The sequence below is a fragment of the Bradyrhizobium sp. SZCCHNRI2009 genome (genome assembly GCF_032485115.1).
Taxonomy (GTDB): domain Bacteria; phylum Pseudomonadota; class Alphaproteobacteria; order Rhizobiales; family Xanthobacteraceae; genus Bradyrhizobium.
Genome location: NZ_JAUEUH010000013.1, coordinates 89721 through 112457 on the forward strand (window position 1 = coordinate 89721; position 22737 = coordinate 112457).

Consider the following 22737-nt stretch of genomic DNA (forward strand, 5'->3'; position numbering starts at 1 on the left):
TCGAAAATGGCTCAAAAGCGCACTACCGCGAGGGCTCGAGAACCCTAATGGACCAGCGCGCTCGTCAGGGCCCTTATATTGTGCCTGACCATGGCAATGTAAGTGGGAACGGGGCCCTTTTCCTCGCTCAGGGCATCGGAATACAGCGTGCCGCCGATCTTCGCGCCGGTCTCGGCGGCGATCCGGCCGACCAGCCGGTCGTCGTTGAAATTCTCCAGGAAGACGGCCGGAATCCCCGCTTTTTTCACTTGGCGGATGATCTCGGCGACGTCGCGGGCCGACGGCTCGGTCTCGGTGGAGACGCCGAGCGGGGCGATGAACTGGACGCCATAGGCATCGGCGAAATAACCGAAGGCGTCATGGGTCGAGATCACCTTGCGCCGCTCGGCCGGGATCTTGTCGATCTCGGCGCGGACCTCGCGGTCGAGTGCATCGAGCTCGCCGAGATAGCGTTCCGCATTGGCCTTGAAGACCTCCGCGTCTGCGGGGGCGGCCGCGACCAGCGCATCGCGGATGTTCTTGACATAGACCTTGGCATTGCCGACCGACTGCCAGGCATGCGGATCGGCATCCGAGCCGCGCTTGCGTGGGGTGATGCCCTGAGTGGCGACGACGATCGGCGCCTTGCTGCCGGAGGCCTGCTGCAGCCGCGGCAGCCAGCCCTCCAGCCCGAGGCCGTTGACGATCAGGAGCTGCGCGGCGCCGACATCCTTCGCATCATGCGGCGTCGGCGTGTAGACGTGCACGTCGCTGTCCGGCCCGACCAGCGAGGCGACATTGACCTTGTCGCCGCCGACCTGGCGGACGAAGTCGGCGAGGATCGAGAAGCTGGTGACGACGTTCAGCCGGGTCTCGGCCGATGCGGGGACGATCAGAACAAGGCCAAACAGCAGGCTCAGCGCGGACAACAGGCGTTTCATGGGCATCGACTTCAGGCTTCGAGGTGGCGTCCCGGAAACAGTTGCGGAAGCACGCCGCCCACGCGTCCGAACAGCACCGAGGCGAGATAGAGCAAGGACGCGACCAGGATGATCGCAGGCCCCGAGGGAATGCGGGTCTGGAACGACAGCACCAGCCCGACATAGCCGGAGACGATCGCAGAGGCGACCGCGATGCAGATCATCGGCGTGACGTCGCGCGACCAGAACCGGGCGATCCCCGCCGGCAGGATCATCAGGCCGACCGCAAGCAAGGTGCCGAGCGCCTGGAAGCCGTTGACGAGGTTGACGACGATCAGGGCGAGGAAGATCAGATGCGCCGGCGCACCGGCGCGGCTCACGGTGCGCAGGAACAAGGGATCGACGCTCTCGACGACCAGCGGGCGGTAGATCACGGCGAGCACGACGAGCGTGATGGTGGCGTTGGTCGCGACCATCAGCAAGGTCGGGTCGTCCATCGCCAGGATGTTGCCGAACAGCACGTGCAAGAGATCGACGTTGGTGCCCTTGACCGAGACGATGGTGACGCCGATCGCCAGTGACGCCAGATAGAAGGTCGCGAGCGACGCGTCCTCCTTCAGCCCGGTCGAGCGCGAGACGAGGCCCGACAGCAGCGCCACGGCAAAGCCGGCGATCAGGCCGCCGGTCGTCATCGCAAACAAATTAAGACCCGACAGCAGGAAACCGATCGCCGCGCCGGGAAGAATCGCATGTGCCATGGCGTCGCCGACCAGGCTCATGCGCCTGAGCATCAGGAAGACGCCGATCGGTCCGGAGCCGAGCGACAGTGCGATGACCGCGGCGAGCGCGCGGCGCATGAACTCGAAATCCGAGAACGGAGCGAACAGCACCTCGCGCAGCATCATGCCGCCTTGGAGGCTTGCGCGGGCACGCAGGGCGCGGCGGCATCGTCGAACGCCTCGCACATCCGACGCGCCTGCGACAGGTTATCGGCGGTCAGCACGTCCGCCGTCGGTCCCCAGGCCACGGCCTCGCGCGCCAGCAGCAGGGTCTGCGGGAAATGCGCGCGCACCATGTCCATGTCGTGCAGCGCCGCGAGCACGGTGCGCCGCTCGCCATGCCAGTGCTCGATCAGTTGCAGAAGGTCGGCCGAGGTCTTCGTGTCCATCGCATTGAACGGCTCGTCGAGCACGATCACGCGGGCATCCTGCAGCAGCACGCGCGCGAACAGCATGCGCTGCATCTGGCCGCCCGAGAGCGTGCCGATGCCGCGACCCTCGAAGCCGGTGAGGCCAACGGCCGCGATCGCCTGCGCGATCCTCTCGCGCGCGGCCGCGCCGATGCCGCCGAACATGCCGGTGCTGCGCCACAGTCCGGTGCTGACGAAATCGAACACCGAGATCGGGAAGGAGCGGTCGATATCGGCGATCTGCGGCAGATAGGCGATTTCGCGCGGCTTCAGGCCGGCCGCGGCGATGGTGCCGGCGAGCGGCTTCAACAGGCCGACGATGCCGCGAAACAGCGTCGACTTGCCGGCGCCGTTGGGGCCGACCACGGCAAGCAGCGCCCCCGTCGCGACCTCACCGGTAAGGTGATGCACGGCGGGGTGGCGGTCGTAGCCCAGAGTCACGTCGCGGAATTGCAGCTGGACCATGACCGTCATCACCGCATCGCCAGCCAGACGATCAGCCAGAGCACCGCGCTCGCCGCCAGCGCCGCGCCGAGCCGCGTCGTTACCGGCATGCGCAGGATCGACCACGGCGCCGGCTGCGCCGGATGCGGCGCCGCGGGACCGTGGCTGTGGGCATGACCGTGACCATGGCTGTGCCCGTGCGCATGCGAATGGCCGTGGCTATCGAGGGCAGACTGCGTCATTTCGTCATGATGTTACATTATAACATCACCGCTGTCCACCGCAGGCGGGGCGTTTGTGGCATCGGAGGTCGTGGTTCTCACCCCGTCATTGCGAGCGCAGCGAAGCAATCCAGGCTGCCCAAGCGGAGGGATTCTGGATTGCTTCGCTGCGCTCGCAATGACGGCGGAGAGAGACCGCCTCCCGTCAACCAGCGCGTCAGCTGAAATACCGCACCAGGGCCAGGCCGGCGAACAGGCCGGCGATGGAGATCCCCACTGAGCCCAGCACATAGACCGCGGCCAGTCCCAACGCGCCCCGCTCATACAGCAGCGCGGTGTCGAGCGAGAACGCCGAGAACGTGGTGTAGCCGCCAAGAATGCCGGTCATCAGGAACAGCCGCCAATGCTGGGTCGCGCCGCCCTTGAAGGCGAGATACCCGGCGATCAGACCCATCACGGTCGAGCCGGTGATGTTGATGATGAAGGTGCCGTACGGGAAGTCCGTCCCGAATGCCTTGGCGCTGACCATGTTGATCGCGTGCCGTAGCGAGGCGCCGCAGCCGCCGCCGAAGAAGACGAGAAAGAATCCGACCAGTTGATTCACGGGACCTTACCTGCAGACCGCATCGAGAGACGGAATGCCCTGCCCTCGTCGCGAATGGAGCAAAACTCTTGCCGCAAGGGCGCCGCTCTTGCAAGGATCGCCCTCGTCAAAAGCCTTGCCATGAAAAAGGGCGGCGAGCCGAAGCCGCCGCCCTGGTCACTTGCTTGCGTCAGCGATCAGATCGCCTTGCCGTAGAGCTCGTCGACGTAATCCCAGTTGATCAGGTTCTCGACGAACGCCTTCAGATAGTCGGGACGGCGGTTGCGATAGTCGATGTAGTAGGAGTGCTCCCAGACGTCGCAGCCGAGGATCGGGGTCGCGCCGTGCACCAGCGGGTTCTCGCCGTTCGGGGTCTTGGAGATTTCGAGCTTGCCGTTCTTGACCGAGAGCCAGCACCAGCCCGAGCCGAACTGGCCGACGCCGGCGGCCGCGAAGTCGGCCTTGAACTTCTCGAAGCCGCCGAGATCCTCGTCGATCTTCTTCTCGAGCCGGCCGGGCAGCTTGGAGCCGCCGCCGTTCGGCTTCATCCAGGACCAGAAATGGATGTGGTTGAAATGCTGGCCGGCATTGTTGAACACGGCGGGGTTCTTGCCGAACGAGCCCTTGACGATCTCCTCGAGGGACTTGCCTTCGAATTCGGTCCCCTTGATCGCATTGTTGCCGTTGGTCACATAGGCCTGGTGATGCTTGTCGTGGTGGTACTCGAGCGTCTCCTTGGACATGTAGGGGCCGAGGGCTTCGTAGGCGTAGGGCAGAGGGGGGAGCGTAAAGGTCATGGGGTCGGTTCCGCAACTTGTGAGAAGACGGGATTTAACGGGACCTCCTTATAGAAGGTTCCGACGCCGTAAAACACCGTGATTCTGGAAAAAGCGAGCCGATTTGATGAGCATCGAGATCGAGGTCCTGAATGGAGACACGTCCTGGCCGCTGGCGAAGCCGCTGTATGACGCGATCTGGCCGCCCGAGGTGGTCGCGAGCCTACCCTGGGCAGGTATCACTTTTGCGCATGCCGATCTGCGCGTGCTGGTGCAAGACGAGAGCGGCGACCTGCTCTGCCACGTCGGCATCTATCGCCGCCTGGTGAAATGGAACGGGCAGAACGTCAACATCGGCGGCATCGGCGGCGTTTTGACGCGCGCGGACGTGCGCAATCGTGGCCTGGCCACCGTGGGACTCAACGCCGCGATCCAGACCCTGCGGCACGAAGACTCGATCAACTACGCCGTGCTGTTCTGCGCGCCGGATCGCATCGCCTTCTACGGCGCAAGGGGCTTCATCCCGTTCGACGGCGACGTCTACGCCGAGCAGCCCGACCAGGGCCGCATCCGCTTCGACACGCTGTCTGCGCTCGTGCACGACGTCAAGCGCACTGCGCCGACCCGCGGCACCATCGACCTCTGCGGATTGCCGTGGTGAGGCCGCTCTCCCCTGTCGTCCCGGACAAGCGCGCGGTACGCGCGCGCAGATCCGGGACGACCTACCCCCAGGCAGACGTTTGAGGCACGCTGGTCATGGCACTTTGCCCATGATGTCCGCTGCGGAGGATGGGTCCCCGCTCGAGGCCGGGACGACAGCGGATCACATGGCCCGTATTCCGAAAAAAATAATTCTCTTGCGTTTTTCAAGAAATCATGCTTGTATCCCGGCATCCCGCCTCACCGCAGAGGGGCGTAGCGCGCGATCGTCACGACACGCGAGGTGGGGATGCGATGGCCGCGTTGCTGCCGCAGCATGCTTATCGGCGTGCGGACGAACGGTAGCACGCGGACGTGAAGTCGCAGCGTCCTGACACCCCGAAGCTGGTGTCAACCTGGCGCAATGCTCACGCATGGCGCTGGGGATGGTGGCCAACAAGCCCGGCGCACCAGGGAGACTGCGTATAAGCGTGAAGACCGTCGCGCAGGGAATGCCGGTTGAATCGGCTTTGCCTGTGGTACCTGCCGCCTGCATTCTTTTCGCAGGCGGGCCATGGGTGAGGCCTTCACCCGGCATTCCCTGCGCCCTCTGCATTTCGAGAGGGACGAACTGATCGCAGACCTCGGGCGCGATGCGCCGCGAGACTGCAAAGCCATGTCCATCGCTGTTTGAACCGTGAAACCGCCTCACCCGCCGTCGTCGTCCCGGACAAGCCGTGACGCGCGCCAGCGCGGCATGGCGCCGATCCAGGACCCATACGCGGCGGCGACGCGAGATGCGAAAAGCCAATCGCCGGCGCGTTTCGAACCGCTCCCTGGGGGTATGGATCCCGGTTCAAGGGCCGGGACGACAGCCGAGTTTGTTGCCGCAATCAAAACCATTTCCCGGCACATGCATGAGACAACCGAACAAGGAATTGAGACGGCTCGGCAGCCATGCACCTGATCGTGATGATCCCGCTTTGGACAACCGCTCCTCTGCGATTGCAACTGCGCCGTTTGCTGTTATGGAAACGCGGCTTCAACGGGGGGGTAAGATGATTTGGAAATTGCGTTTGGCTGGTCTTGCGCTGGCGACCGTCGTGATGGCGCAGCCCGCTTTGGCCGCCGATGATCCGACCGGCACCTGGCTGACCCAGGCGGGCGACGCCAGGATCAAGGTCGCCAAATGCGGCGCCAATCTCTGCGGCACCGTCGTGTGGCTGAAGGAGCCGATGGACACCGACACCGGCAAGCCGGCCGTCGACAACAAGAATCCCAATCGCGCGCTGGCCAACCGCCCGATCATCGGCCTGCAATTGTTCGAAGGCGTTCACTCGGAGGGGCCGAACAAATGGTCCGGCAAGATCTACAACGCCGATGACGGCCAGAGCTACACCAGCCACATCTCCGTCTCCGGCCCGGATACGCTGAAGGTGGAAGGCTGCGTCGGATCGCTGTGCGGCGGCGAGACCTGGACCCGCGCGCGCTGATCACTCTCAGGCGACCGCGGCCTTCAACGCGGTCGCAGCCGATGCATAGCCGCCTCGCGCGCCGTCGATGAAGTGGACGTGATCCGGCCGGATCGCGGACGGCGTGAAGCAGGTCATCATCGCGGCATCTTGCCGATGCAGCCCGTAGCGGACGATGGCACGCGAAGCCGCCGCGCCGAGCCGGCGCTCCAGCTCCTGCGCGAGCTCGTCGGTGCAGTCGAGGATCATGCGCAACGCATCGTCATATTTGCGGAAGTCGGAATTCTCGACCACCTGCTGCTTGTAGAGATCCGGCACGAAGCCGCCGATGCTGATGTTGAACCGCATCACGGCATAGACGAACAGCGTACGTCCGAGCACGCGGGCCCAGCGCGACAACAGCGGTCCGCGCGCGGCGCGGACCTCGTAGCCAAATCCCTGCGGCGGCCATCGCAACGCCGGCGCGCCGGCCGGCACCGGCCGCCCGGCATCGGGGCTGCGCTCGGTGAGGGTGATGATCTCCTCGATCACCTTGCGATAGGCCTGCGCATCCGCGCCGGGAGCCGGCAGCACCAGCACCGACAGGATGACCCCGCGCGCCGCCGGAATCTCCTCGAAGCGGCACGAGAGTCCGGACAGATCGGGCTGCGCACCGGACGGCGCCGGGGGAATCGCGAACTCGCCCCGCTTCATCGCGGCCTCGGCCCAGCCCACTCCGCCGCCCGCGAACATCGCATAGGACAGATTGGCCGACGGACCGTAGCGCGCCACGCGGACATCGAGCCCCTGCGCGCGGATCGCCGTCACGGGCACCAGCGCGACGCGCATCGCGAGAGCGAGATCCTCCCTGACCCAGGTCGCGGTGGCGGCAAGGGCTTCGCGCGCGGCCGCTTCGTCATCCGGGCTGACGGCGAAGCTGGCGCCGTCACCGCCGAACACGAACGGGAATTCGCGCCCCTCCAAGGCATTGGTGACCGCGGCGATGACCGCCGCCCCGGCCATGTTGACCGCCTTGTAGCGCCTGTCGGCGATCGCCTTGGTCGACTCGACGATGTCGGCCGTGCCGATCAGCCAGTCGTCCGGCACCGGCTGGTAGAGCTGCGGCTCCATCAGGCGCGCGAAGCCGCGAAACACCGGGATCGAGGCATAGTAGTCCGCAGCACTGGTCTTCGACATCGAGAGGCATCCATCCGGGGTGCGCGTCCAATGAGGAGCTACGTTCCTTCCTGTCAAGCGGGTTCAGGCAGCGATATTCGGCAACGGACGTGTCGCCAGGCTTGCGCCGCGTTATCGTTCTGTCGGGCTCGACGTGCTAGCCTTTCACCATCATGGCCGACTCCTCCCCCGTTCCACAACTCGCCGCCCGCGCGCTCCAGATCGCGGACCGCATCAATACCGCCGGCTTCGAAGGCCAGGTGCTGTCGGCGACGCCGCTCGCGGTCCGCATCGGCGAGACGGGAGTCGCCGTGGTCTTCCGCTACGGCGTCGTCGTCTTCATCGGCCTGTCGGTGGCCGAGGAGATCAACTTCCTCGACCGGCTGAGCGCGCGGCTGTTCGGCCCGATCGCCCCCCACGAGGAAGAGACGGCCAAGGTCCAGGTCGCGCGCGAATCCGACGAGCCGATCCCGGTCGGCGGCCCGGTCCTGGTCAAGGAATTGTCGCTGGAGCGGCTGCTCATCGTCGCCGATGCGCTGGCGAAGAGCGTCGTGCTCGGCCGCAGCGAGCGCGAGATCGCCAACGTGTTCGACACCATCGAGCCGTTCGCGCGCGAGCTGGCGATGCTGGGACGAACATCGAAGAGCCGGGTGGCGATGCTCAAGCTGCTCGGCGAGGCGCTGCTGGTGCAGCACCGCGTCTCCGGCCGCGTGGCCGTCGGCGAAAAGCCGGACGTGTTGTGGGACCGGCCAGATCTGGAGCGGCTCTATGCGCGGCTCGAGGACGAGTATGAGCTGAAAGAGCGCGAGGACACCCTCAACCGCAAGCTCGCGGTGATCGCCGAGACGGCGACCACGCTCGCCGACATCATCGACACCAAGCGCTCGCTGCGGCTCGAGGTCATCGTCGTCATCCTGATCGCCTGCGAGATCGTGCTCGGCTTCTACGAGATCTTCGCCCGCGGCGGGCACTGACGATGGAGCTGCCGCACGCCTGACGACTGACGGCGCTGCATTCAGCGATGGTTCAGGCGCGACATGGAACTTTCGCATGGGCGCGATGAGCGATGCAGGGGATATCGAACCATGACGTGGGTGGGGAGCTTGCCACGGCCGCCGGCGGCCGGCAGCCACGAGGTGTGGCGAGCGCCCCGCCGCCGGTGCGGCGATGCTGGTCCGGCAATGCCGTCACACCAGCGCCCTGACGTTCCAGGTCGCATGACGGACCCCGGCGAGCTTCGCCAGCTCGGACACGACGCGGTCGAGATCGACCGTATCGACCGCGAGCGGCACCAGCGTCGCGACGATCTCGACGATGTCCTCGGAGCGATAGACGACCTCGGTCTCCCGCACCGGGTATTTGGCCGCCTCCAGCCGCTCGTCGAGCGCCTCGCGCAGCTCGGCGGCGCGCAGCCCGTCGGTGGTCAGGACGATCTCGTAGTGCGCCTCCGACGTCTGCGCATTGAGCGGGATGCGATCGATCGCGTTGACCAGCGGCCGCAGCAGCGTGTTGCCGGCCAGCACGAACACGGTCAGCGCCACCGATTGCGCGATCAGGTCGGCGCCGGCGCAGGCGCCGACCGCGGCGGACGCCCACAGCGTCGCCGCGGTGTTGAGCCCGCGGACGTTCATGCCCTCCTTCATGATCGTGCCGGCGCCGAGGAAGCCGATGCCCGACACCACATAGGCGATGATCCGCACCGCGCCGTCGGCGCCGGTCAGGCGGTTGCCGAGATCGACGAAGGCGGCCGCGCCGACGGCGACCAGCACGTTGGTGCGCAGGCCGGCGCTGCGCTGCCGGTATTGCCGCTCGGCGCCGATCAGCGTGGCCAGCACGAAAGCTGCGAACAGGCTGACGAGCGTATCGAGGAAATCATAGACTTGGAAAGTGTGGAGGAATCGCATGGGCTTGCTGACTGTCTGCAGTATTAAGCTCCGTGGCCTGCCTGGCAGCAGCGACACGCGTGGCATCCGGCGGCGGAACCGCCGCGAGAGGCCGCTTTCTTAGGACGTCCTTGATCGAAATCAAATCCCAGTCCCTCCCGCATACTTTAGGCTGATATGATCAACAGGCAGATGACGTCCGGCAAACACATGACGCCATTCTCCGACGTCCGCAGGGATCACAGCCCGGCCGTCCGGCTGGGACATGATGCGGTGAGTGCGGTGAAGCTGTCCCAGGAGCTCACCGCCGAGATCGACGCCTGGGCGGAGGCTCACCAGATGACACGCTCCGACGCCATCGGCCAGTTGCTCACGATCGGCCTGCATGCATCGCGGCCGGCAGCAGCCGGGCAGCCCACGTCGCGGGATCCCGTCGCCATCGAGCAGAATGCGATCCGGCTGATCGATCGGATGCTCGATCCGAGTCTGTCGGCCGAGGAGCGCCAGCGGCGGATCCGCCGCCTGATCGAAGGTCCTGCGGAATTCGCCAACGAACGGATCGACCTGCCGCGGCATCCGGGCTGACGCGAACGGTTCAGGCGGCCGAGCGCGCCACCACGGCCTCATAGATGTCGTCCTCCTGCGCCGTGTGCATGCGCACCAGCGTCTCGATCGCCTCGATCACCCGTTGCGCATCGCGGATCAGATAGCGGTCCACATGCTCGGACGGCAGATCCTCGACCAGCCGGCCGAGCAGGCGCGCCAGATGCAGGATCTCGCGATGCGCCCGGCTCATCGCCGACAGGCCATGGCTCTCCTGCAGGAGCCGCGCGAGCTTCGGATAGACCGATCCTTCGTCGTCGCGCTCATGCGCCACGACCTTGTCCTGCACCAAGCCGTTTGCCTCCATGATCAGCGCCACGGCGCCGTCCGGCGAGGCTTCGTCGAGCGCATCGACGATCGAGCGCAGGCGGTCGAGGCCGCGCAGCAGCGCCTGGTGATCATGCCTGAGCCCTCGGCCGTCTTCGGCCGTGATCCGGCCGGCCTTGCTGCGTCCAGCCGGGAACAGAGCGCGGAGCGCGTTCAGGATGACGGCGACGTCGATGGCCTCCTGGACCAGGGCCGCAGGTACCGGCTGCAGCAGCCCGAAGGCGGCGGCCCCCATCGCGACGAACGACAGGCCCATGCCGGCGAAGATGCTCTCCAGGGCGACGCGTCGGGCGCGCTGCGCGATCACGATCGCCTCGCCGACCCGATCGAGCCGATCGGCCAGAATGACCACGTCGGCGGCTTCCGACGAGGCGCTGGCGCCGCGGGCGCCGAGCGCGATGCCGACATCGGCGCAGGCCAGCGCCGGGGCGTCGTTGATGCCGTCGCCGACCATGATCGTGGGATGCAGCCGCTGCTCGGTCCTGACCGCCTCCACCTTGTCGGAGGGAACACGGTCCGCCAGCACGGCGTCGAGGTCGAGCGCCGCGCCGATCGCCTGTGCGGCCGCGGCGCGGTCCCCGGTCACCATGACCATGCGCGCGATGCCGGCCTCGCGCAGCCAGCGGATCGCCCGCGGCGTGTCCGCGCGCAGCTCGTCCGCCAGCAGCAGCGCCCCGATCGGGCGCCCCTCGATCGCAACGAAAACGATCAGGGCCGAACGCCATGACGCCCGGCGGATCGCGCGCGCCGCCCAAGCCGGCGGCGTGTGGCTGCCGAGCACGAGGTCGCGCGAGCCGGCCATCACAGGGCGGCCATCGATGAGACCTTCGAGGCCCGAGCCCATGGTCTCCCTGACGTGTTCGGGCACCTTCAGCTTCAGCCCGCGGGCCTGGCCGGCCTGAACGATCGCGTGCGCCACCACGTGGTGCGAGGCCTGCTCGAGCGATGCGCAGAGCAGCAGCACCGCATCGGCGTCCTCGCCCGGTGCCGCGTCGACCGAGAGCAGCCGCGCGCCGCCGACGGTCAGCGTGCCCGTCTTGTCGAACAGCACGGTATGGGCACGCGCGAGCGCCTCGAGCTTGCCGCCGCCTTTGACCAGAATGCCGCTTCGGGCCGCCTGCGCCACGCCCGCAATGAAAGCGACGGGTGCGGCGAGAATCAGCGGGCACGGCGTTGCCGCCACCAGCACGGCAAGACTCCGGATCAGATCGCCCGAGGCCAAATAGGCGGCCCCCGCAATAGCGAGGCTTACGGGCAGGAAGATCAGCGCGTAGCGGTCGGCAAGCCGCACGAACGGCGCTTTCGCGGTCTGGGCCGTCGTCACCAGCTTGACGATGCCGGCATAGGTGCTTTCGCCCGCGGTCGCCGTGACGGCCATTTCGAACGTGTCGCCGGCGTTCACCGATCCCGACAGGATCGCCATCCCGCGCGTCTTCATCACCGGGATGGGCTCGCCCGTGAGCGCCGACTCGTCGACGACGGCGATGGTTGTTTCGACCATGCCGTCGACCGGGACGATCTCGCCGGCGCGGACCATCAGGCGATCACCGACCGCGACGCTGGCGATCGGAACGTTGTCGATCTCGTCGCCACGACGGCGATGCGCCTCGCGCGGCGCGCGATCGACCAACGCGCGCAGATCGTGCTCGGCGCGGGCGACAGCAATGTCCTCCAGCACGTTGCCGCCGGAATACATGAGCGCCACGACAGCGCCGGCCAGCGGCTCGCCGAGGATGATCGCCGCGCTCATCGACACCAGCGCGATCGCGTCGACGCCGATGCGGCCGGCCAGAAAATCGCGGACGATCGAGACGATCAGCCCCAGGATGACAGGAACGGTCGAGGCCGTGAACGCGATCCCGGCAAGATCGGGGCGACCGAGCACATGCGCGAGGCCGCCCGCGGCGAGGCCCGCGATTGCGATCACGACGAGGGTCCACCGCAGAATGCGCTCGAACATGGATACCGGTTCCGGATTGCGCCGGCACTATCGCTGCTGCCGCCCGTCGGACGCTTGAGCGAAATCAACGGCGAGAGCGACCGATCGCCGCAAATGGCCTCAGGCGGTATTGCCTGCGTCGACCGTCAGCACGGTGCCGGTAACATTGCGCCCGCCGTCGCCGAGCAGGAATTCAACCATCGCGGCCACGTCATGCGTCTCCGGCAGCCGCCGCAACGCGCTGCGGCCGGCGATGCGCCGCTGCTGCTCCTCGTCCATGCTCTGCGTCAGCTCGGTGGCGATGAAGCCCGGCGCGATCGCGTTCACGGTGATGCCGACCTTGCCGACCTCGCGCGCCAGCGAGCGCGTGAAGCCGTTGGCGGCCGCCTTGGTCGCGCCATAGACGGACAGGCCGTTATAGCCGGTAGAGGCGATGATCGAGGAGATGTTGATCACCCGGCCCTCGCCCGCGGCCATCATGTGACGAACGACGTATTTCGTCAGGATCATCGGCGCCAGCACGTTGAGCCGCACCAGTGCCTCGATCTCCGAATTGTGCATGGTCGCGAGCAGGCCCTCGGTGCCGAGACCGGCATTGTTGACGAGACCATAGAGCGGACCGAACTCGTCGCGCACCGACTTCACGAAGGCCGGTAGTTCATCAACGACGCTGAGGTCGCAGGCGCGGAAATGAATGCCGGCGCTGCTGGCGCTGAACTCGGCCATCGCGGCGCGCAGTTCGTCGCTCTCCCGGCGGGCCACCGCGATGACGTCATAGCCCGCTCCCGCGAGCCTGCGCGCGATGGCGAGCCCGATGCCACGGCTGCCGCCGGTGACGAGAACATTATGCATCGGCGCGCGCCAGCTTGCCGGCCGGAGTGACGTCGAGCGCTGGCACGACGCGGATCATCGCCGGCACCTTGTGGGCCGCGAGACGCGCGCGACACGCGGCGAGGATCTCATTGCGGACCGTCTCACTCCGTACCGGATCGGCATCCGCCGTCAGCACGACCTCGGCGACGACGATGCCGCCGGTGATCGGGCTGCGCCGCGACTTGGCGCGCGACATCCGCACCTCGGGATGGCCATTGATCACGGCTTCGATCTCTTCGGGATGGACCTTGAGCCCGCCGACATTGATGATGCCGTTGCGGCGTCCGACGAAGTAGTAGCGATCGCCGCGCAGCTCGACCATGTCGCCGGTGTCGACATAACCATCCGTGTCGGTCAGGGCGGCGGCAGAGCGTCCGACATAGGCGTGCGCCGCGCGCCTGGAGCGGATGCGCAGCGAGCCGTCGACGACCTTCATGTCGACGGCCCCGCGGCCCTCGCCGAGCAGCGTCGCAGGAAAACCCTCCAGCCCATCATTGACCGCGAAGCCGACGCCGGCCTCCGTCGAGGCGTAGGCATGACCGATCGAAGCGCCGGGAAATGCCAGCTTCAATCCGTCGAGCACAGCCTGGTCGGCGATCTCGCCGGAGAGACGTACATAGCGCGGCGTAAAGCCTTCGACCGATCCGCTCATCAGCAGCTTGCGCCAATGCGACGGCGTTCCGGACATGTGAGTGACGCCGCGCGCGTTGAGACGCGCGATGTGGTCCGCGAGCCCCTCGCCCGGATCCGACAGCACCATCGAGCCGCCGCCGACGATGGCACGCAGGAAGATCTGCAGGCCGCCATAGCGGCGAATGTCGTAGAAGGTCGCCCACACCGGCATCGCTTCGCCAGGTACGGGGCGGTCGCCGATGATGGCGCCGCACAGGCCCTCGAGCGTATGCCCGACAATCTTCGGCACGCCCGACGTGCCTGATGTCAGCATCAGCCATTCGGTGGCACGCGCCGTCTGCACCACCTCGGCAGAAGGCTGCGGCAAGGCGACCTCGATCACGAGATCCGCGCCGCAGGCGTCGAAACGCTGGACCTCATCGGTCACGATGACGTCGATGTCAGCATCGGCGATGATGCTGGCGAGATGCTCGCCCTTGAGATCCGGCGGAGACAACAACAGGCGCCGTGCGACGCCGTCGATCTCGATCAGCGCCAAGCCGGCGAGCAACTGACCGGACGTCGCCAGCAGCACCGAACGTCCGTTGAGCTCTGCGCTGCGGCCGCCGAGGCAGCTTCCACGCGACAGCTCGGCGAGCGATAGGAGGTGACGCGGATCGGAGATCGTCCGCTCGGTCAGCGCCGCCCCGAGATGGTCGCGAAGGGCGAAGATCTCACGCGGGGACATTCTCATAGGCCCCGATGAAGTCGCCTATCGTGTTGGGGAACGTCACATCCTCGGACAGGGTGAACGGATCGACGCCGAGATCGTCCTCGAGACGGGCGACCAGGATGGCGAAAGCGAGCGAGTCGAAGCCGGTCTCGTGCAACGTCAGCTCGTCGGTCAGCGGCGGCAGCTTGACCTTCTGCTCGTCCGCAATCTGCTTGATCGCTGCAATAATTCTTAACCGTACCGACATGGGCCAATCCGCTCACTGTTCAAACGATGAAACCGACCATAGGACGAGAAGGTGAAGGAAGCCGGACTTGCCAGCCATCTTTCGGGACCGTTGGTAAATACCCATCATGGCCTATGATTAAAATCATCTACAAACGAACCTCGCCGGCGAGGATCCGCGCATGGAGATCCCGATCGAGCAGGCAATAGGCACCCGTCCCGGCGTCGCGCACGTAGAGCGGCTCATGCACGATCGACGGATCGAAGCCGTCGCGCATCAGCGCCTGCTTCTTCTGCTTGAATGTTTCGGTCGACTGCAGCGACGACGTGATGCGGAGCGCCACCGGCCGCGCATAGGGCGGCAATCGGCGGGCAAGTTCTAGAGAGAGGCGACCGAGATCGAAGCTGTCGCCGACGACGAGCGCAGCCATGCCGGCGCGTCCGTCCCTGCCGGGCACGACGACACCATAGGTCGATGCTTCCAACACGCCGGGACATTGCAGGATCGCCTCGTTCACCTCGCTGGTCGCGACGTTCTCGCCCTTCCAGCGGAAGGTGTCGCCGAGACGATCGACGAAATAGAAGAAGCCCTGGTCGTCCTGGCGCATCAGGTCACCGGTGCGGAACCAGGCATCGCCCTTGGCGAAGACGTCGCGCAGGATCTTCTTCTCGGTCTCGCCCGTATCGGTATAGCCTTCGAAGCGGCCGCCTCCCTGGTCCGCCGTACCGATGCGGCCAATGGCCTCGCCGATCTCGCCGCGCGCGCAGACCAGGCACCGCCCGTCGGGTCCGCGCAAGGGTGCGCGCTGGTCGGCATCCAGCTTGATGATTTCGGCGGGAAAGCGATGCGCAAGCAGCGACGGCACGCGCCCGATCGATCCCACCCTGCCCTCGACATTGTAGAGTGAGAAGTTGCCTTCGGTCGCGGCATAGAATTCCAGCACCTGGGGGATGGCGAAGCGCGCCTGGAACGCCTCCCAGACGTCGCCGCGCATTCCGTTGCCGCAGGCGAGCCGCAGCCGATGGGCGCGGTCGAAATCGCATGGCGCGGCGGCCAGCAGATAGCGGCAGAGCTCGCCGATATATTGCACCAGCGTGCAATCGTGACGGACGATGTCGCGCCAGAAATTGCTCGCCGAGAATTTCTCCGCGAGCACCGCCGCACCGCCGGCGCGCAGCATGCTACAGGGCGCGACGATGCCGCCGACGGAATGATAGACCGGCAGACAGTCATAGAGGCGATCGTCGGGACCTGCGCCGGTGAGGCCGGCAAACCAGCCGCCCCAGTTCATGATGCGGCGATGGCTGATACTGGCGGCCTTGGGCAGGCCCGTCGTGCCGGAGGTGTAGATCAGCAGCGCGCGGTCGTTGATCGTCACGGCGCGGCGCTCGGTTGCGTCGAGCGCCTGCGTATCCATCGCGGCGATCGCGACGTCGAGATCGCCGCCGTCGGCAACCCAGACACGCGGCCCGCCCGCGATCAACGGCGCAACCTCCGTATAGGCTTCATGGAAGTCCTTGGAGACGATCACATGGACTGGCCGAGCCACATTGATGCAATGCGCAAGCGACGGTCCGATGAGATTGGCATTGATGAGCGCAACCACACCGCCGACGCGACTGATCCCAAGCCAGGCGGCCAGGTAGTCGGGCCGGCTCGGCATCATCAAAGCGATCGTGTGGCCAGGCCCGATGCCGTTGGCCAGCGCCCAGCGGGCGTATCGGTTGATGCGCCCGGACAGGGCGGAATAGCTCAGCGTCTCGCGATCGGAGACCAGCGCCGGCCGTTCGGGCTGCTTCGCGGCCCAGTCGTCCACCACGTCGGCGAACAGCCGCGCCGGCTCTGCCTCGATGCGCGAGGTCAGCTCGATCGCCTTCAGCCAGATCTTCGCCGCCGACGGCTTCCGAGGGGCCGTGCTGAGTTCCACAGATCGATCCGACTGCCCGGAGTTCATGAACGCCCTCACCCCAATTCGGCGTGCTTATAGGCCGGGTGGCCTGACCGGCCGTTAAGCGGGAGGGTTAACCGGCCGAGAGTGCGTCGCTGTTGATGCGAATGCGATCCTTTACGAAGTTCTCGGAAATGCCGGTTATCCTACCGCTCCCAGAACATGCCAACGCGAAGGCCGGCATGCCCAAGGACACGATGACACGACGCGCATTGCTGCGCTGCGCCGCCTGGAGCAGCGTTGCAGCCATGACTTCGACCACGGCGTTCGCCGGAGTTGATGCGCCCTATCCGGCTCAGCCCGTCACCTGGGTCATTCCGTTTGCCCCGGGCGGAGCCACCGGCCGGCTGTCGCTCCTGATCTGCGACCGGCTGACCCGCCGACTGGGCCAGCCCTTCGTGCTCGATCACCGGCCGGGTGCGGGCGGCGCGACCGCCACCAAGAGCGTCGCGAGCGCCGCGCCGGACGGCTACACGATCCTTGCGACCTCGACCGCCAACGTCATTACGGCCTCGACCGACGGCTCGCCCGGCGCCGAGGGCGATCTCATCCCCGTCGCCGGCATGGCGCGCATGCCGCTGCTGCTGCTGGTCAGCCGGCAGCTGCCGGTCGAGACGCTGCCCGAATTCCTGGCCTATGCCAAGGCCAACCCGGGCAAGCTCAGCGTCGGCTCCGCCGGTCCTGGCACCGTCCAGCTGCTGTCGGCCGAGCTGTTCCGGACGCTCGGCGGCATCACCTGGTCCGTCGTGCATTATCGTGGCTCGGGGCCGGCCCTGACCGACCTCGCCTCCGGCCATATCCACGCGATGTTCGACAACGCCGCTTCCGCCGCCGACCTCCTGCGCAGCGGCAAGGTCCGGGCGCTGGCCGTCACGACGCGCGAGCATACCGCCGCCTTCCCCGATCTGCCGCCGGTCGCCGACGTGCTGCCGGCGTTCGAAACCTCCGGCTTCTATGGCGTCGCGGTGCCGCACGGCACGCCGAAAGCCATCGTCGAGCTGCTCAACCGCGAGATCAACGCCGCGCTGGCCGATCCCGACATCAACAGGCAGTTCGCGGAGGTCGGCGCCACGCCGCTCACCGGCGACGTCGGCGTCTATGCCGCGACCTACCGCGCCGAGATCATGCACTGGCGCAAGCTGGTCCCGCAGGTGAGCGCGAAGAACTGACCTCCGCGCCCGGCGACCCGCCTGCCTCAGGCCCCCGCGACGCCCTGCAGCACCAGCCGGTTGAGACGGGCCGCGAAGGCGGCCGGATCCTCCGGCAGTTCGCCGTCGAGGATCTGCGCCTGCTCGAGCAGCAGGAACGACAGATCGTCGACCTTGGCCTTGTCGGCGGCGGCCTTGGCGACGGCGACGACCAGCGGATGGCGCAGATTGATCTCGAGGATCGGCTTGGTGCGCGCCCCGCGCGCCTGCTGCGACAGGATGCGCTCCAACTCGCGATCCGGACCATGGCTGCCGGCCACCAGGCACGACGCGCTGGTGGTAAGCCGGGTCGAGACCTTCACGTCGGTGACGTGGTCGCCGAGACTTGCCTTGATCAGCGCGATCGTATTGGCCTCGTCGGCCGCCGGCTGTGCCTCGTCCTCGGGCTTCGGCTCGGTCACCGGGATCGGATCGAAGTTGATGTCGCCCTGGCTCAGCGACTTCAGCGGCTTGCCGTCGAACTCCAGCCGTGCCGAGGTCCAAAACGCATCGACCGGATCGGTGAGCAGCAGCACCTCGACGCCGCGCGCCTTGGCGGCTTCGAGCCGCGGATTGGACTTCAGCCGCTCGATGCTGTCACCAACCAGGAAATAGATCTCGGTCTGGTTCTCCTTGAGACCTTCGACATATTGCTTCAGCGAGCGCCGCTCGCCCGATGTCGTGGTGAAGCGCGACAGCGCCAGCAGCTTGTCGCGGCGCTCGAAATCCTCGTACAGGCCTTCCTTGATCACGGCGCCGAACGAATCCCAGATCTTGTCGAAGTTTTCGGCATCCTTGTCGGCGAGCTGCTCCAGCTCGCCGATCACGCGCGTGGTCACGGCCTTGCGGATCTGCGCCAGCTGCGGATTGTTCTGCAGCATCTCGCGCGACAAATTGAGCGGCAGGTCCTCGCTGTCGATCACGCCGCGGATGAAGCGCAGATAGGCCGGCATCAGGTCGGCGTCATCGGTGATGAAGACGCGGCGGACATAGAGCTTGACCTTGCCCTTGCGCGCCGGCTCGAACAGGTCGAACGGCTTGGTCGACGGCGCGAACAGCAGCACCGCGTAGGAATAGCGGCCCTCGGCCCGGTAGTGCAGCGTCATCGCCGGCTCGTCGAACGCGTGCGCAATCGACTTGTAGGCCTTGCTGTAGTCGTCGGACGTCAGCTCGGACTTCGAGCGCTGCCACAGCGCGCTGGCGGAGTTGATCTGGCGCGGCTCGCCCTCCTCCGGCACCAGCATGATCGGAAACTGGATGTTGTCGGAATAGGCGGTGACAATGCGCTCGATCTCATAGGTTTCGAGATATTTCTTGGCGTCGTCCTTGAGGTGCAGCACGATCTCGGTGCCGCGCGTCACCCGCTTGGCATCCTCCTCGGACGCGGGCGCCACCTCGAAGCCCGCGCCGCCCGACGAGGTCCAGGTCCAGACCTCGCTGCCGCCGGCGCGCCGGCTGATCACGACGATGCGGTCGGCGACCATGAAGGCCGAGTAGAAGCCGACGCCGAACTGGCCGATCAGGCCGGTGCCGTCCTTGGCCTCGGCCAGCTTCTGCACGAACGCCTTGGTGCCGGAGCGGGCGATGGTGCCGAGATGGTCGATCAGTTCCTGGCGCTCCATGCCGATGCCGCTGTCGGCGATGGTCAGCGTATCAGCGGCCTTGTTCGGGATGATGCGGATCTGCGGCGCCTCGCCGTCGCCGATCAGATCGGGTCTGGCGATCGCCTCGTAACGCAGCTTGTCACAGGCGTCCGAGGCGTTCGAAATCAGCTCGCGCAGGAAAATGTCGGTCTCGGAGTAGACCGAATGCACCATCAGATGGAGCAGCTCGGAGACTTCGGCCTGGAAGGAATGGCTAACGGTGGCGGTGTCGGTCATCGTCGTACGTTGGCCCATGCTATCAGGGGTGGAGAGAGACCGTCGATATAGCGCGGCGGCGGCACCGATCAAGCCTTTCGGCCGGGAGGATCATCGAGCGATCGTTCGGCGGCCGCGAGCAGTTTGTCGATGACCGTGTCGAGGGTCGCGATCTCGGCGGCCGAAAGCACGCTCAGCAGCTCGGCCTCGCGCGCCAGCGCATGGGGCACGATCCTGCGGTACAGCGCCCGCCCGGCGGCCGTCAGCGCCACGATCCGCTCGCGGCCGTCCTCGGGATCGCGGCTGCGGCTGACGATCCCGCGTGCCTCCAGGCTCTGCATGGCGCGGCTGACGTTCATCTTGTCGAGCGTCGTCAGCCGGCCGATCTCCTTGGTCGGCAGCCGCGGCTGCTCGCCGAGCGCCGCGAGGATCCGCCATTCCTGGCGCGACAGCGCGAAGCGGTCGGCATAGACCTCCGCCACCGCCAGCGACACCTGTTCGGCGAGCCGGGCCAGCCGGTAGGGAAAATAGCGCTGCAATCGGAGCTCGCGCTCCGTGGCCGCCTCGCCCTGCTTGCGGTCGCGCATGTCGGTGGCCGGCTTCGTCATTGCGTCTCGGTCCTCGTCCTTCCAGCCCCTGGCGACCTCGATCCGATCCCGGTCGGGTTGATCTGGATCAATGCCGCACAATCGTATCATTCGTTACTATCCTGGCAACAACGGGAGGACAATCATGCAGATCGAGAAGATCCATCACGTCGCCTATCGCTGCGTCGACGCCAAGGCCACGGTCGAGTTCTACAAGAAGGTCCTCAACATGGACCTGCTCGGCGCCATCGCCGAGGACAAGGTGCCCTCGACCAAGGCGCCCGATCCGTACATGCACATCTTCCTGGATGCGGGAAACGGCAACATCCTCGCCTTCTTCGAGCTGCCGAACTCGCCGCCGATGGGGCGCGATCCGAACACCCCGGAATGGACCCAGCACATCGCCTTCCAGGTCAAGGACATGGAGGAGCTGGAAGAAGCCAAGGCGCGCGCCGAGGCCGCCGGCCTCGACGTCGTCGGGATCACCGACCACACCATCTTCAAGTCGATCTATTTCCATGATCCGAGCGGCCATCGGCTGGAGATCGCGGCCTGGACTGCAACGCCCGAGCAGATCGCGCGGATGAAGTCGGTCGCCCACGCCATGGTCGACGAATGGGCGACCACCAAGAAGCCGCCGCGGCACACCGCCTGGATGCACGAGAAGGAATTCGCAGGCAGCGACTGAGCGATTGCTCGTCCCGACAGTCCCGACCGCAACGCGCCAGGCGAGGCAGCCATGAGCAACTATGTCTATCCGCGATTTCCCTATGTCTGCTCGGCGGAGCAGCGCAGCGGCGAGACCCGCCGCCATCCGATCGTCGTGATCGGCGCCGGGCCGATCGGCCTGACAGCGGCGCTCGATCTCGCCGCCCGCGGCCAGCCCGTGGTCGTGCTCGACGACAACGATACCGTCAGCATCGGCTCCCGCGCCGTGTGCTACGCCAAGCGCCCGCTCGAGATCTGGGATCGGCTCGGCTGCGCCGCGCCGATGGTGGAAAAGGGCGTGAGCTGGAACATCGGCAAGGTGTTCTTCCGCGACCAGCTCTCTTATCAATTCGATTTGCTGCCCGAGCCCGACCATCGCTGGCCGGCAATGATCAACCTGCAACAATACTATCTCGAGGAGATTCTGGTCGATGCCTGCAACAGGACTCCGCTGATCGATCTGCGCTGGAAGCATCGGCTCGTCAGCCTCAAGCAGACCGACGACTTCGCGCAGCTCGCGGTGGAGACGCCGGACGGCATCTTCACCATGGAGGCGCAGTGGGTGATCGCCTGCGACGGCGCCAATTCCGATACGCGGCGCATGGTCGGCGCCGAGTTCACGGGTCAGTTCTTTCAGGACCGCTTCCTGATCGCCGACGTCAGGATGAAGGCGGAGTATCCGACCGAGCGCTGGTTCTGGTTCGATCCGCCGTTTCATCCGGGACAGTCGGTGCTGCTGCATCGCCAGTCCGACAACATCTGGCGCATCGACTTCCAGCTCGGCTGGGACGCCAATCCGGACGAGGAGAAGAAGCCCGAGCGCGTGATCCCACGCATCCGGGCCATGCTCGGCGAGAGCACCGAATTTGAGCTCGAATGGGTGTCGATCTATCAGTTCGCCTGCCGCCGGATCGACAATTTCCGTCACGGCCGCGTCCTCTTCGCGGGCGACGCGGCGCACCAGGTGTCGCCGTTCGGCGCCCGCGGCGCCAACACCGGCGTGCAGGACATCGACAACCTCGCCTGGAAGCTGGCAATGGTGCTGCGCGGCGAGGCGCCGGAGAGCCTGATCGACAGCTATCACGAGGAGCGCGCCTTTGCCGCCGACGACAACATCCTGAACTCGACGCGCGCGACCGACTTCATCACGCCGAAGACGCAGGCCAGTCGCCTTTACCGCGACGCCGTGCTCGACCTCGCACAGAACCACAGCTTTGCGCGGCCGCTGGTCAACAGCGGCCGGCTGTCGACGCCGACGCCCTATGTCGCGTCGTCGTTGAATACGCCTGACGGCGGCAACGTCCCCGGCGCGATGACGCCTGGCACCAATGCCGCCGATGCACCGGTGACGATCGCGGGCGAGCCCGGCTGGTTGCTGAACTGTCTCGGCTCCAGCTTCACCGTGGTCACGTTCGACCCCGCCGTGACGGCCGAGCAGCTCACCATCGACGGCATCACGGCGCGGGTGATCGTCGTCGGTCGCGACATCGCCGATGCCACGGGCCTGCTCGCGGCACGATACGGCGCCTCGCCCGGCACGACCTATCTGTTCCGTCCCGATCAATATGTCACCGCCCGCTGGCCGCAGTTCGACGGGGACGCGATCACGGACGCGGTCCGGCGCGCCTGCGGCAGGCGCGGCGCGGTCCAGCAGGAGCTTGCGGCATGAGCCTGACCCTCACCCCGAACATCAGCGATCCCGACGACTTCTATGCCGAGCTGATCGGCGGCCAGCGCGACCTCAGCGAGGACGAGGCGCTGCGCATGAACGCCAGGCTGGTGCTGCTGCTCGCCAACCATATCGGTGACCGGGCGATCCTGAGCGAGGCGATCCGGCTGGCAAGGTCGCCCGCCGGCTGACGCAGGCCGCAACA

General features: G+C 66.5%; 23 protein-coding genes. 8 read left to right on the forward strand and 15 right to left on the reverse strand.

The window, feature by feature from the left end:
- Positions 1-44: 44 nt before the first annotated feature.
- The 6 genes from QX041_RS32315 to QX041_RS32340 form a co-directional block, all read right to left on the reverse strand.
- Positions 45-920 (reverse strand): metal ABC transporter substrate-binding protein, encoded by an 876-nt coding sequence (locus QX041_RS32315; protein WP_316167887.1) that lies wholly within the window; start codon positions 918-920, stop codon positions 45-47.
- 11 nt (positions 921-931) lie between these two features.
- Positions 932-1804 (reverse strand): metal ABC transporter permease, encoded by an 873-nt coding sequence (locus tag QX041_RS32320; protein WP_409977973.1) that lies wholly within the window; start codon positions 1802-1804, stop codon positions 932-934.
- Entirely contained in the window at positions 1801-2562 is a 762-nt protein-coding gene (locus tag QX041_RS32325) for an ABC transporter ATP-binding protein (protein ID WP_316167889.1), read from the reverse strand. Before QX041_RS32325 ends, QX041_RS32320 begins: the two co-directional genes overlap by 4 nt.
- A complete protein-coding gene (locus QX041_RS32330; RefSeq protein WP_315753695.1) occupies positions 2562-2774 on the reverse strand; it encodes a hypothetical protein in 213 nt (70 codons plus the stop codon). The genes QX041_RS32325 and QX041_RS32330 overlap by 1 nt, the downstream gene beginning before the upstream one ends.
- 196 nt (positions 2775-2970) lie before the next feature.
- Complete coding sequence (gene crcB / locus QX041_RS32335; protein WP_315769269.1) at positions 2971-3357, reverse strand: fluoride efflux transporter CrcB; 387 nt, start codon at positions 3355-3357, stop codon at positions 2971-2973.
- Positions 3358-3533: 176 nt separating this feature from the next.
- On the reverse strand, positions 3534-4133 hold the full coding sequence (locus tag QX041_RS32340) for a superoxide dismutase (RefSeq protein WP_315753699.1): 600 nt from the start codon (positions 4131-4133) through the stop codon (positions 3534-3536).
- Positions 4134-4239: 106 nt separating this feature from the next.
- Between QX041_RS32340 and QX041_RS32345 the strand changes: the two genes are divergently transcribed.
- Together QX041_RS32345 and QX041_RS32350 are read left to right on the forward strand one after the other, a co-directional pair.
- Positions 4240-4773, forward strand: coding sequence for a GNAT family N-acetyltransferase (locus QX041_RS32345; protein ID WP_315753701.1), 534 nt, complete (start codon positions 4240-4242; stop codon positions 4771-4773).
- Positions 4774-5809: 1036 nt separating this feature from the next.
- Positions 5810-6244, forward strand: a complete 435-nt coding sequence (locus tag QX041_RS32350; RefSeq protein ID WP_315716527.1) for a DUF2147 domain-containing protein — start codon at positions 5810-5812, stop codon at positions 6242-6244.
- Between the two features lie 6 nt (positions 6245-6250).
- Here the strand turns inward: QX041_RS32350 and QX041_RS32355 are convergent, their stop codons facing one another.
- Positions 6251-7399, reverse strand: coding sequence for a DUF3095 domain-containing protein (locus tag QX041_RS32355; RefSeq protein WP_315769953.1), 1149 nt, complete (start codon positions 7397-7399; stop codon positions 6251-6253).
- Between the two features lie 152 nt (positions 7400-7551).
- On the opposite strand from QX041_RS32355, the gene QX041_RS32360 reads away from it, so the two are divergent.
- Positions 7552-8352, forward strand: coding sequence for an RMD1 family protein (locus tag QX041_RS32360; protein ID WP_409977997.1), 801 nt, complete (start codon positions 7552-7554; stop codon positions 8350-8352).
- A gap of 213 nt (positions 8353-8565) precedes the next feature.
- On the opposite strand, the gene QX041_RS32365 is transcribed toward QX041_RS32360, so the two are convergent.
- Positions 8566-9282 (reverse strand): MgtC/SapB family protein, encoded by a 717-nt coding sequence (locus QX041_RS32365; RefSeq protein ID WP_315716525.1) that lies wholly within the window; start codon positions 9280-9282, stop codon positions 8566-8568.
- A gap of 156 nt (positions 9283-9438) precedes the next feature.
- Between QX041_RS32365 and QX041_RS32370 the strand changes: the two genes are divergently transcribed.
- Positions 9439-9846, forward strand: coding sequence for a hypothetical protein (locus QX041_RS32370; RefSeq protein WP_315716524.1), 408 nt, complete (start codon positions 9439-9441; stop codon positions 9844-9846).
- Between the two features lie 10 nt (positions 9847-9856).
- Here QX041_RS32370 and QX041_RS32375 read toward each other — a convergent pair whose 3' ends face one another.
- The 5 genes from QX041_RS32375 to QX041_RS32395 form a co-directional block, all read right to left on the reverse strand.
- Entirely contained in the window at positions 9857-12151 is a 2295-nt protein-coding gene (locus QX041_RS32375; RefSeq protein ID WP_316167892.1) for a heavy metal translocating P-type ATPase, read from the reverse strand.
- 99 nt (positions 12152-12250) lie between these two features.
- Positions 12251-12982, reverse strand: coding sequence for an SDR family NAD(P)-dependent oxidoreductase (locus QX041_RS32380; protein WP_315828458.1), 732 nt, complete (start codon positions 12980-12982; stop codon positions 12251-12253).
- Positions 12975-14363 carry an AMP-binding protein gene (locus QX041_RS32385; protein ID WP_316167894.1) on the reverse strand — a complete coding sequence of 463 codons (1389 nt, stop codon included), beginning with the start codon at positions 14361-14363 and terminating at the stop codon, positions 12975-12977. Before QX041_RS32385 ends, QX041_RS32380 begins: the two co-directional genes overlap by 8 nt.
- The gene (locus QX041_RS32390; RefSeq protein WP_315716519.1) at positions 14350-14595 is read right to left on the reverse strand and encodes an acyl carrier protein; all 246 of its coding nucleotides are present in this window, start codon (positions 14593-14595) and stop codon (positions 14350-14352) included. Before QX041_RS32390 ends, QX041_RS32385 begins: the two co-directional genes overlap by 14 nt.
- A 127-nt stretch (positions 14596-14722) precedes the next feature.
- A complete protein-coding gene (locus tag QX041_RS32395) occupies positions 14723-16528 on the reverse strand; it encodes a long-chain-acyl-CoA synthetase (RefSeq protein ID WP_316167896.1) in 1806 nt (601 codons plus the stop codon).
- A gap of 176 nt (positions 16529-16704) precedes the next feature.
- On the opposite strand from QX041_RS32395, the gene QX041_RS32400 reads away from it, so the two are divergent.
- Positions 16705-17691 carry a tripartite tricarboxylate transporter substrate binding protein gene (locus tag QX041_RS32400; protein WP_316167898.1) on the forward strand — a complete coding sequence of 329 codons (987 nt, stop codon included), beginning with the start codon at positions 16705-16707 and terminating at the stop codon, positions 17689-17691.
- Positions 17692-17717: 26 nt separating this feature from the next.
- Here QX041_RS32400 and htpG read toward each other — a convergent pair whose 3' ends face one another.
- Positions 17718-19589, reverse strand: a complete 1872-nt coding sequence (gene htpG / locus QX041_RS32405) for a molecular chaperone HtpG (protein WP_315753715.1) — start codon at positions 19587-19589, stop codon at positions 17718-17720.
- 68 nt (positions 19590-19657) lie between these two features.
- Entirely contained in the window at positions 19658-20176 is a 519-nt protein-coding gene (locus tag QX041_RS32410) for a MarR family transcriptional regulator (RefSeq protein ID WP_316167899.1), read from the reverse strand.
- A gap of 124 nt (positions 20177-20300) precedes the next feature.
- Here QX041_RS32410 and QX041_RS32415 point away from each other — a divergent pair, with 124 nt between their 5' ends.
- From QX041_RS32415 to QX041_RS32425, 3 genes are read left to right on the forward strand one after another with little or no spacing between them, the layout of a single operon-like run.
- Positions 20301-20843 (forward strand): VOC family protein, encoded by a 543-nt coding sequence (locus tag QX041_RS32415; protein ID WP_315716514.1) that lies wholly within the window; start codon positions 20301-20303, stop codon positions 20841-20843.
- Positions 20844-20894: 51 nt separating this feature from the next.
- Complete coding sequence (locus QX041_RS32420; RefSeq protein WP_316167901.1) at positions 20895-22532, forward strand: FAD-dependent oxidoreductase; 1638 nt, start codon at positions 20895-20897, stop codon at positions 22530-22532.
- Positions 22529-22723, forward strand: coding sequence for a DUF2783 domain-containing protein (locus QX041_RS32425; protein WP_315736424.1), 195 nt, complete (start codon positions 22529-22531; stop codon positions 22721-22723). Before QX041_RS32420 ends, QX041_RS32425 begins: the two co-directional genes overlap by 4 nt.
- Positions 22724-22737 lie beyond the last annotated feature (14 nt).

Coding starts and splice junctions, on each gene's coding strand:
- QX041_RS32410 (WP_316167899.1), bottom strand. CDS start 20,176: ATGACGAAGCCGGCCACCGACATGCGCGACCGCAAGCAGGGCGAGGCG.
- QX041_RS32330 (WP_315753695.1), bottom strand. CDS start 2,774: ATGACGCAGTCTGCCCTCGATAGCCACGGCCATTCGCATGCGCACGGG.
- QX041_RS32325 (WP_316167889.1), bottom strand. CDS start 2,562: ATGACGGTCATGGTCCAGCTGCAATTCCGCGACGTGACTCTGGGCTAC.
- QX041_RS32360 (WP_409977997.1), top strand. CDS start 7,552: ATGGCCGACTCCTCCCCCGTTCCACAACTCGCCGCCCGCGCGCTCCAG.
- QX041_RS32415 (WP_315716514.1), top strand. CDS start 20,301: ATGCAGATCGAGAAGATCCATCACGTCGCCTATCGCTGCGTCGACGCC.
- QX041_RS32420 (WP_316167901.1), top strand. CDS start 20,895: ATGAGCAACTATGTCTATCCGCGATTTCCCTATGTCTGCTCGGCGGAG.
- QX041_RS32355 (WP_315769953.1), bottom strand. CDS start 7,399: ATGTCGAAGACCAGTGCTGCGGACTACTATGCCTCGATCCCGGTGTTT.
- QX041_RS32315 (WP_316167887.1), bottom strand. CDS start 920: ATGAAACGCCTGTTGTCCGCGCTGAGCCTGCTGTTTGGCCTTGTTCTG.
- QX041_RS32380 (WP_315828458.1), bottom strand. CDS start 12,982: ATGCATAATGTTCTCGTCACCGGCGGCAGCCGTGGCATCGGGCTCGCC.
- QX041_RS32425 (WP_315736424.1), top strand. CDS start 22,529: ATGAGCCTGACCCTCACCCCGAACATCAGCGATCCCGACGACTTCTAT.
- QX041_RS32365 (WP_315716525.1), bottom strand. CDS start 9,282: ATGCGATTCCTCCACACTTTCCAAGTCTATGATTTCCTCGATACGCTC.
- QX041_RS32340 (WP_315753699.1), bottom strand. CDS start 4,133: ATGACCTTTACGCTCCCCCCTCTGCCCTACGCCTACGAAGCCCTCGGC.
- QX041_RS32390 (WP_315716519.1), bottom strand. CDS start 14,595: ATGTCGGTACGGTTAAGAATTATTGCAGCGATCAAGCAGATTGCGGAC.
- QX041_RS32400 (WP_316167898.1), top strand. CDS start 16,705: ATGCCCAAGGACACGATGACACGACGCGCATTGCTGCGCTGCGCCGCC.
- QX041_RS32320 (WP_409977973.1), bottom strand. CDS start 1,804: ATGATGCTGCGCGAGGTGCTGTTCGCTCCGTTCTCGGATTTCGAGTTC.
- QX041_RS32375 (WP_316167892.1), bottom strand. CDS start 12,151: ATGTTCGAGCGCATTCTGCGGTGGACCCTCGTCGTGATCGCAATCGCG.
- htpG (WP_315753715.1), bottom strand. CDS start 19,589: ATGACCGACACCGCCACCGTTAGCCATTCCTTCCAGGCCGAAGTCTCC.
- QX041_RS32350 (WP_315716527.1), top strand. CDS start 5,810: ATGATTTGGAAATTGCGTTTGGCTGGTCTTGCGCTGGCGACCGTCGTG.
- QX041_RS32395 (WP_316167896.1), bottom strand. CDS start 16,528: ATGAACTCCGGGCAGTCGGATCGATCTGTGGAACTCAGCACGGCCCCT.
- QX041_RS32345 (WP_315753701.1), top strand. CDS start 4,240: ATGAGCATCGAGATCGAGGTCCTGAATGGAGACACGTCCTGGCCGCTG.
- QX041_RS32385 (WP_316167894.1), bottom strand. CDS start 14,363: ATGTCCCCGCGTGAGATCTTCGCCCTTCGCGACCATCTCGGGGCGGCG.
- QX041_RS32370 (WP_315716524.1), top strand. CDS start 9,439: ATGATCAACAGGCAGATGACGTCCGGCAAACACATGACGCCATTCTCC.